This is a genomic window from Luteimonas yindakuii (genome assembly GCF_004803715.2).
Lineage (GTDB): Bacteria > Pseudomonadota > Gammaproteobacteria > Xanthomonadales > Xanthomonadaceae > Luteimonas > Luteimonas yindakuii.
The window spans coordinates 3033099-3040302 of record NZ_CP039383.2; the positions used below are offsets into that span (position 1 = coordinate 3033099).

Genomic DNA, 7204 nt, shown 5'->3' on the forward strand with positions numbered 1-7204 from the left:
CCCACCGATGATCACAGCCCAGCAACTGCACAAGGCGTTCAAGACCCGCACCGGCACGGTGAAGGCGGTCGACGGCGTCGACTTCATCGCCGAGGACGGCCGCATCACCGGCCTGCTCGGTCCCAATGGCGCCGGCAAGACCACCACCATGCGCATGCTCTACACGCTGATGCGCCCGGACAGCGGCAGCGTGCGCGTGGACGGCATCGATGCCGCGGAAGACCCGGCTGCGGTGCGCCGCATCCTCGGCGTGCTGCCGGACGCGCGCGGCATCTACAAGCGCCTGACCGCGCGCGAGAACATCGCCTACTTCGGCGAGCTGCACGGCCTGTCGCGTGCGCGCATCGCCGAGCGCGTGGCGGCGCTGTCGGCACGCCTGGACATGGACGACATCCTCGACCGCCGTGCCGAAGGCTTCAGCCAGGGCCAGCGCACCAAGACCGCGATCGCGCGTGCGCTGGTGCACGACCCGCGCAACGTGATCCTCGACGAGCCCACCAACGGGCTGGACGTGATGACCACGCGCGCGATGCGCGAGTTCCTCTTCAGCCTGCGCGACGAGGGCCGCTGCGTGGTGTTTTCCAGCCACATCATGCAGGAGGTCGCCGCGCTGTGTGACCACATCATCATCATCGCCAAGGGACAGGTGATGGCCGCCGGCTCGCCCGACGAACTGCGCGAACGCTTCGGCGAAGCCAACCTCGAGGACGCTTTCGTCCGCGCCATCGGTTCCCAGGAGGGCCTGCTCGCATGAATGCCCCACGCTCGAACGCGCTCGCCTCGATGTGGGCGGTGATGCGCAAGGAACTGCTCGACATCAGCCGCGACCGCCGCACGCTGGCGCTGATGCTGCTGATGACGCCGCTGCTGACACCGCTGCTGATCCTCGGCATGTCGACGCTGGCGGAGAAGCGCATCCGCACGCAGATGGACCAGACCCTGGAAGTGCCGGTGCTGGGCGCCGAGCGCGCGCCCAACCTGGTGGCGTTTCTCGCCAGCCGCGGGATCGAGGTGGTCGCACCGCCCGACGATCTCGATGCGGCCATCGCCCGCCAGGATGTCGACGTCGCGCTGGAGATCGCCCCCGACTTCACCGAGGCCTGGCATGCCGGCCGTGCCGCCGGCATCGACGTGGTCAGCGACAGCACGCAGCGCAATGCCGAAGTCCCCGCCGCGCGCGTGCGCAGTGCGCTCGAGGCCTACGGCCAGCAGGTCGGTGCGTTGCGGCTGGTGGCGCGCGGCATCGATCCCGGCGTCGCGCGACCGCTGGGCGTCGGCAACCGCGACCTCGCCAGCGAGGCCGCGCGGCAGGGCATGGCGTTGTCGTTCTTCCTGCCCTACCTGCTGATCCTGTCCGGCTTCCTCGGCGGCGTGTACCTGATCGTCGATGCGACCGGCGGCGAGCGCGAGCGGCAGTCGCTGGAACCGCTGCTGGCCACGCCCGCAGCACGTGGCGCGATCGTCAGCGGCAAGATGGCGGCGGGCTGCGCGATCGGCCTGGTGGCCTTGCTGCTCACGCTGCTGGCGCTCAAGGGCAGCAGCCACCTTGGCGATACCGCGCGCATGCTCGACCTGCGCTGGCTGGCGATCGGCAAGCTGCTGGTGATCCTGCTGCCGATGGTGGTGATCGGCACCGCGCTGTTCACCTTCCTCGCCGCGGCGGCCAAGAGCGTCAAGGAAGCGCAGACGCACATGAGCTGGCTGATGCTGCTGCCGATGATCCCGACCTTCGTGCTGATGGTGAATCCCATCAAGACCGAGCTGTGGCAGTTCACGGTGCCATTCCTTTCGCAGAACCAGATGATCCTCAAGGTGGTGCGCGCCGAACCGATCCCCGCCGATATCTGGGGCATCTACCTCGGCGCGGCGCTGGCACTGGCCGGGCTGCTGTGGCTGGCCGCGGTGCGTCGTTATGGCCAGGAGCGGCTGGCGGTCGCCGGGTAGCCCGCGCACTGGAGGGCACCGGTGGGGTGCCCTCCGCCTGCCCGTCGCCACGCGGCGTGCCCACCCGCCAGGGGAGGCTCCTTGCATGGACGCCACGTCCAGGCGCCCGGGTATCGCGCTTCCGTTGGTCAGCGCTCCGTATCCGCGGCTTTTCGGCGCCCCCGGACAGGAACCAAGAGAAAAGCCCGGCGGTGCCGGGCTTTTTCCGTTCAGCAGGAACGGCCGCTCAGCCGCCCGGCGTGAAGCCGATCGTGCGGCGGGTGGTGATCGGCGCGTCCATCGGCTCGAAGCGCCAGCGGCGCACCGCGGTCAGCGCCTCGCGGTCGAACACCCGCGGCGGGTCGGCCCGCACCACGCGTGCGTTGGACACCGAGCCGTCGGCGGCGACGGTGAACTCCACCAGCACCTCGCCCGACTGGCCGCTGCGCAGGGCCTCCGACGGATAGCGCGGCGCCGGCGTGCTGATGGCGCGCAGGTCGGCAGCCGATGGCGCCACGAACGCAGGCGCTGCAGCCGCGCGGCACGCTGCTGTGCCGCGCGCTCCTCGGCGGCCCGCTGATCGGCGGCACGCCGTTCCTCGGCCTGGCGCTCGGCGGTCTCGCGCGCCGCCGCTTCGCGCTGGGCCTGCTGTTCGGCCTCGCGGCCGGCGTCCTGCTGGGCAGCCAGCTCACGCGCGGCCTGTGCCTGCTGTTCCTGCTGCTGCTTGGCCCGCTCGGCTTCGAGCTGCTTGCGGCGCTCCGCCTCCTGCTCGGCGCTGAGCGCCTGCTGGGCGATGCGCTGTTCGCTGGCGGCCTGTGCGCTGTCGATGCTGCTGGCGAGGCGGCCGACCGCCGGATGGGTGCCGTCGGTGCGCTGGATCAGCACCTGCAGGCGACGCGCCTCCTCGAAATCGTCGCGGTCGCGTGCCTGCTCGGTGGCGATCACCGCCATCGGCAACAGGTCGATCAGCGCACTGGACGCCCCCGCGTCGCCCGGATCCTTGTCACGCAGCGCCAGGTAGTACTCCAGCGCGTTGTCGCCCGCGGGCGCGTACAGCCGGCTTTCCTGGTAGGCCTTGGACGCCGCCGCGCGCAGTTCGTCGGCGCTGAGCGTGGCCACGGCATCCGACGCGGCGGTGTCCTGGCCGGCCGCTGCACTCTGCCCGCCTGGCGCGGTCCCCACCGCGCTGTCGGCGGGCGCCGGATCCCCCGAGCACGCCGCCAGCGCGCAGGCCATCGCCACGGCGATCAGGCGCCGGTTCCACTTGGTGTTCCCCTTCGGTGTTGCCAACATCTGGTGTTCCCCCCTGGTAGTGCGTCACGCACCTTCGCGTAGGACGCGATAGCCGCGACGATTTGTCAACCGTCCGTGTCGCGGGGATTCGCCCGACGGCCGCTTCCCCGGCCGTCGCGTCCCCACGGGTCGCGCATTACTTGCCGATGCAGAAGGTCGAGAAGATGTGCCCGAGAAGATCGTCCGGCGTCACCCGGCCGGTGATCTCGCCGAGCGCGTCGTGGGCCACGCGCAGCGACTCGGCGGCGAGCTCGAGCCGCTCGGCGCCCAGTTCGGCGGCCGCCAGCGCGAGTTCATCCTGCACCCGCGACAGCGCCTCGACGTGCCGCGCGCGCGCGGTGAATGCATCCTCGCCCACGGCGCCGTCAGCCTCCAGCAACGCCGCCAGCCGGGCATCCAGCACGTCCAGGCCGGCGCCGGTGCGCGCGGAAATATGCAGGCCGGCGCCGCCGCCGCCGGGCGCGAGCAGATCGGTCTTGTTGAGCAGCACCAGCTGGCGCGGCACGTCGGCCACCGATGGGGCGACCGCGGCCAGCCCGCCCGCGGGATCACGTGCGTCGACCACGATCAGCGCCAGGTCGGCACGCTGCAGTTCGGCCTCGGCACGGCGCATGCCCTCGCGCTCGATGGCATCCCCGCCCTCGCGCAGCCCGGCGGTATCCACCAGCGTGAGTTCGATGCCGCCCACGCGCACGGTCTCGCGCAGCAGGTCGCGGGTGGTGCCGGCGATATCGGTGACGATCGCGCGCTCGCTGCCGGCCAGTGCGTTCAACAGCGAACTCTTGCCGGCGTTGGGCGGCCCGACGATCACCGCATGCCAGCCTTCGCGCAGCTTCTGGCCGCGCTGCGCGGCGGCAAGCAGCGCGTCGAGGGTGTCACCTGCGGCGGCGAGATCGCGCCGCAACCCGGCCCCGCCGAGGGTGTCGATGGGTTCGTCGGCGAAGTCGATCGCCGCTTCCACCTGCACCCGCAGCGCCAGCAGCGCGTCGGCCAGCGCGTCGACCTGCCGCGAGAACACGCCATCGAGCGAACGGCGTGCCGCGCGCGCGGCGTGCGCATCGGCAGCGGCGATCAGGTCGGCCACTGCTTCGGCCTGGGCCAGGTCGAGGCGGCCGTTGAGGAAGGCGCGCTCGGAGAACTCGCCGGCGCGGGCCGGCCGCGCGCCCAGCACCAGTGCGCGCTCGACCAGCGCCTGCAGCACCGGACGGCTGCCGTGCGCCTGCAGTTCGACCACGTCCTCGCCGGTGTAGCTGGCCGGCGCGCGGAACCACAGCGCCAGGCCGTCGTCGATCACGCTGCCGTCGGCGGCATGGAAGCGCACGTGGTGGGCATGGCGCGGGCGCAACGCGCGTCGGCAGATCGACTCGGCGATCACGCGCGCCTGCGGGCCGGACAGGCGCACCACGCCGATGCCGCCCGCACCGGGGGCGGTGGCGATGGCGACAATCGTGGAGGTGCTGGAAGTCATCGGCGCGGAGTTGGTGGGCATCGTCCTGGCTGCCAACGCACGGAACCCGCCATCAGGCGGGTTCCGTGGGAGCGTCAGGCCTTCGCCGGCTTGCCGCCGGACGGCTTGTCATCGGCGTACTTGCGGATCAGCAGCCACTGCTGCAGCAGGCCGAGCGCGCCGTTGGTGACCCAGTACAGCACCAGGCCGGCGGGGAAGAAGATCATGATCACGCCGAACACCAGCGGCATGAAGGTCATGATCCGCTGCTGCATCGGATCCATGCCGGTCATCGGCGACAGGCGCTGGGTGGCCCACATCACCGCCATGTTGAGCACCGGCAGGATGAAGTACGGATCGCGCGCGGTCAGGTCCTGGATCCACAGCATCCACGGCGCGTGGCGCAGCTCCACCGATTCCAGCAGCACCCAGTACAGGGCGAAGAAGATCGGCATCTGCAGCAGGATCGGCAGGCAACCGCCGATCGGGTTGATCTTCTCCTTCTTGTACAGCTCCATCATCGCCATCTGCAGCTTCTGGCGGTCGTCGCCGTAGCGTTCCTTGAGCTGCTGCATGCGCGGCTGGAACTTGCGCATCTTGGCCATCGACTTGTACTGCGCCTGCGACAGCGGGAACAGCGCCAGCTTCACCAGCACCACCAGGCCGACGATCGCCCACCCCCAGTTGTTGAACAGGCCATGCAGCAGGTCGAGCAGGCGGAACAGCCATTCGCCGAGCACGGCCATCACGCTGAAGCGCGAGTAGTCGACGGCGCGATCGAGCCCGCGCACTTCCTCGGCGCGGATCAGCCCGACCAGCTTCGGTCCCACCCACAGGCGCGCACTGGTGGTGGCGACCTGGCCCGGGGCGACGGTGACGCCCGGCCCGAGTTCGCGGATCAGGTGCGGGCTGCGCGCGCCGGCGCCATCGACATGCAGCGAGACGGTGGTCTCGTCCTGGCCGTCGGGAATCCAGGCGCTGAAGAAGTGGTGCTGCAGCAGCGCGATCCAGCTGCCGGTGCCGCGCTGGTTGACCGCGCCGTCGTCGATGAAGTCGGCGAACTTGCGGCGGCCGAAGCCGTCCTGCGCGGTGTGCCAGACGCCGCCATTGAGGCTGAACGACTCCGGATCCGGGTTCATCCAGTTGCCGGCGGTGATCGGCGGCACCTTCGCAAGCTGCCGGTAGATGAAGCCCTGCCACGGCTGCGCGCCCCGGTTGACGACCTCGTCGCGCACTTCGACGGCATAGGTGCCGCGACGCACGGTATAGGTACGGCGCACGGTGACCCCGTCGGGCCCGGTCCAGACGAACGGCACGCTGACGCTTTCGCCCTCGGCGTCGAGCACGTAGTCGTTGCGCCCGCCCTCGGGCACGAATTCCGCCTCGTGGGTCGGCGCGGTGCTGGTGCTGCTGACCCAGCCCACCTGAGCGGCATAGAACCGCGACGGATCGGGATCGAGCAGGGTCACCGGCGGGCTGCCGGCTTCGCGCGTCTGCGGATACTGCAGCAACTCGGCCGAGACCACGTTGCCGCGCTCCAGGGTCAGGCGCAGCACATCGCTGGTGATCGTGACCGGAGCCGCCGCGCCGGCGACCGGCTGGGCCGCGGCGCCGGCCACGGCCGGAGCGACCGGGGCGGACGGCGTCGCCACGCTCGGCGCCTGCGGAATCGAGGCCGGGGCGGCGCCGGGGACGGCACCCGTGGTCTGGCTGGACGGCGTGCCGGCTGCGACCGGTGCCACCTTCTCCCGGTTCCATTCCATCCACAGCAGCGTCGCCACCATCAGCCAGGCGAGGATCAGGAAGGTACGGGTCTGGTTCATCGGGCAGGCACGCTCACGGGCCGGTGGAAGCCGGCGCGTCCGGAGGAAGGGGAGACGAGGAGTCGGCGGACATTGTGCCGGCCGGGGTGGCCACGGGCAACGCGCCGGCACGCTGCAGCAGGCGCAGGAAGCCATCGCGCAATGCGTCGTTGTCGGCTTGGCGGGCGGCAGGTCGCGCCACCAGCACATAGGCACCGGGGGCGAGGTCGCTGCGCATGCGGCGGAACTGGTCGCGGATCACGCGCTTGATGCGGTTGCGCCCGACCGCGGTCGGGTCGACCTTGCGCGACACCGCCAGCCCGAGACGCACCGGGCCCTCATCGACAAGCCGGTGCAGGGCCATCATCGGCGACGCTGTTCGCCGCCCCTGCTGGAAGACGCGGTCGAATTCCGCGCGCGCACGAACGTGCGCCTGCTTCGGAAAGCCCGCGGGTGTCATCGGAACGACTGCGGCGGGACCGGCGCCATCACGGCGCGCGGTCGGAGCCGGCGTCAGGCGCTGAGGCGCTTGCGGCCCTTGGCGCGGCGACGGGCGAGGATCTTGCGGCCGTCGGCGGTCGCCATGCGGGCACGGAAACCGTGGTCGCGCTTGCGCTTGAGGTTGCTGGGCTGGTAAGTGCGCTTGGTGGCCATGGGGTTGCTCGTGCATGTGGTCGCGAGTGGTCGCGACGGAAAGAACCGGCGATTCTAGCGGGCCGCGGTCGACGGCGTCAATGCA

General features: G+C 71.0%; 8 protein-coding genes. 3 read left to right on the top strand and 5 right to left on the bottom strand.

Features of this window, described 5'->3' with window-relative positions:
* Positions 1 to 7 precede the first annotated feature (7 nt).
* Together E5843_RS14045 and E5843_RS14050 are read left to right on the top strand one after the other, a co-directional pair.
* Entirely contained in the window at positions 8 to 754 is a 747-nt protein-coding gene (locus E5843_RS14045; protein ID WP_136411442.1) for an ABC transporter ATP-binding protein, read from the top strand.
* Positions 751 to 1944 carry an ABC transporter permease gene (locus tag E5843_RS14050; RefSeq protein WP_244240798.1) on the top strand — a complete coding sequence of 398 codons (1194 nt, stop codon included), beginning with the start codon at positions 751 to 753 and terminating at the stop codon, positions 1942 to 1944. Before E5843_RS14045 ends, E5843_RS14050 begins: the two co-directional genes overlap by 4 nt.
* Positions 1945 to 2170: 226 nt before the next feature.
* On the opposite strand, the gene E5843_RS14550 is transcribed toward E5843_RS14050, so the two are convergent.
* Complete coding sequence (locus E5843_RS14550) at positions 2171 to 2440, bottom strand: energy transducer TonB (protein WP_341867482.1); 270 nt, start codon at positions 2438 to 2440, stop codon at positions 2171 to 2173.
* Here E5843_RS14550 and E5843_RS14485 point away from each other — a divergent pair.
* The gene (locus E5843_RS14485; RefSeq protein ID WP_244240799.1) at positions 2431 to 3258 is read left to right on the top strand and encodes a hypothetical protein; all 828 of its coding nucleotides are present in this window, start codon (positions 2431 to 2433) and stop codon (positions 3256 to 3258) included. The two genes, E5843_RS14550 and E5843_RS14485, sit on opposite strands and share 10 nt — an antisense overlap.
* Before the next feature lie 94 nt (positions 3259 to 3352).
* Here E5843_RS14485 and mnmE read toward each other — a convergent pair whose 3' ends face one another.
* From mnmE to rpmH, 4 genes are all read right to left on the bottom strand, one after another.
* On the bottom strand, positions 3353 to 4684 hold the full coding sequence (gene mnmE, locus E5843_RS14060; RefSeq protein ID WP_141066111.1) for a tRNA uridine-5-carboxymethylaminomethyl(34) synthesis GTPase MnmE: 1332 nt from the start codon (positions 4682 to 4684) through the stop codon (positions 3353 to 3355).
* A gap of 74 nt (positions 4685 to 4758) precedes the next feature.
* Positions 4759 to 6486, bottom strand: coding sequence for a membrane protein insertase YidC (yidC, locus tag E5843_RS14065; protein WP_136411445.1), 1728 nt, complete (start codon positions 6484 to 6486; stop codon positions 4759 to 4761).
* Positions 6487 to 6499: 13 nt separating this feature from the next.
* Positions 6500 to 6925: a ribonuclease P protein component gene (gene rnpA / locus E5843_RS14070; RefSeq protein WP_136411446.1), complete on the bottom strand. Its 426-nt coding sequence runs from the start codon at positions 6923 to 6925 to the stop codon at positions 6500 to 6502.
* Between the two features lie 53 nt (positions 6926 to 6978).
* A complete protein-coding gene (gene rpmH / locus E5843_RS14075; RefSeq protein WP_027070414.1) occupies positions 6979 to 7119 on the bottom strand; it encodes a 50S ribosomal protein L34 in 141 nt (46 codons plus the stop codon).
* Between the last annotated feature and the right edge of the window lie 85 nt (positions 7120 to 7204).

Coding starts and splice junctions, on each gene's coding strand:
- E5843_RS14050 (WP_244240798.1), top strand. CDS start 751: ATGAATGCCCCACGCTCGAACGCGCTCGCCTCGATGTGGGCGGTGATG.
- yidC (WP_136411445.1), bottom strand. CDS start 6,486: ATGAACCAGACCCGTACCTTCCTGATCCTCGCCTGGCTGATGGTGGCG.
- rnpA (WP_136411446.1), bottom strand. CDS start 6,925: ATGACACCCGCGGGCTTTCCGAAGCAGGCGCACGTTCGTGCGCGCGCG.
- E5843_RS14045 (WP_136411442.1), top strand. CDS start 8: ATGATCACAGCCCAGCAACTGCACAAGGCGTTCAAGACCCGCACCGGC.
- E5843_RS14485 (WP_244240799.1), top strand. CDS start 2,431: ATGGCGCCACGAACGCAGGCGCTGCAGCCGCGCGGCACGCTGCTGTGC.
- mnmE (WP_141066111.1), bottom strand. CDS start 4,684: ATGACTTCCAGCACCTCCACGATTGTCGCCATCGCCACCGCCCCCGGT.
- rpmH (WP_027070414.1), bottom strand. CDS start 7,119: ATGGCCACCAAGCGCACTTACCAGCCCAGCAACCTCAAGCGCAAGCGC.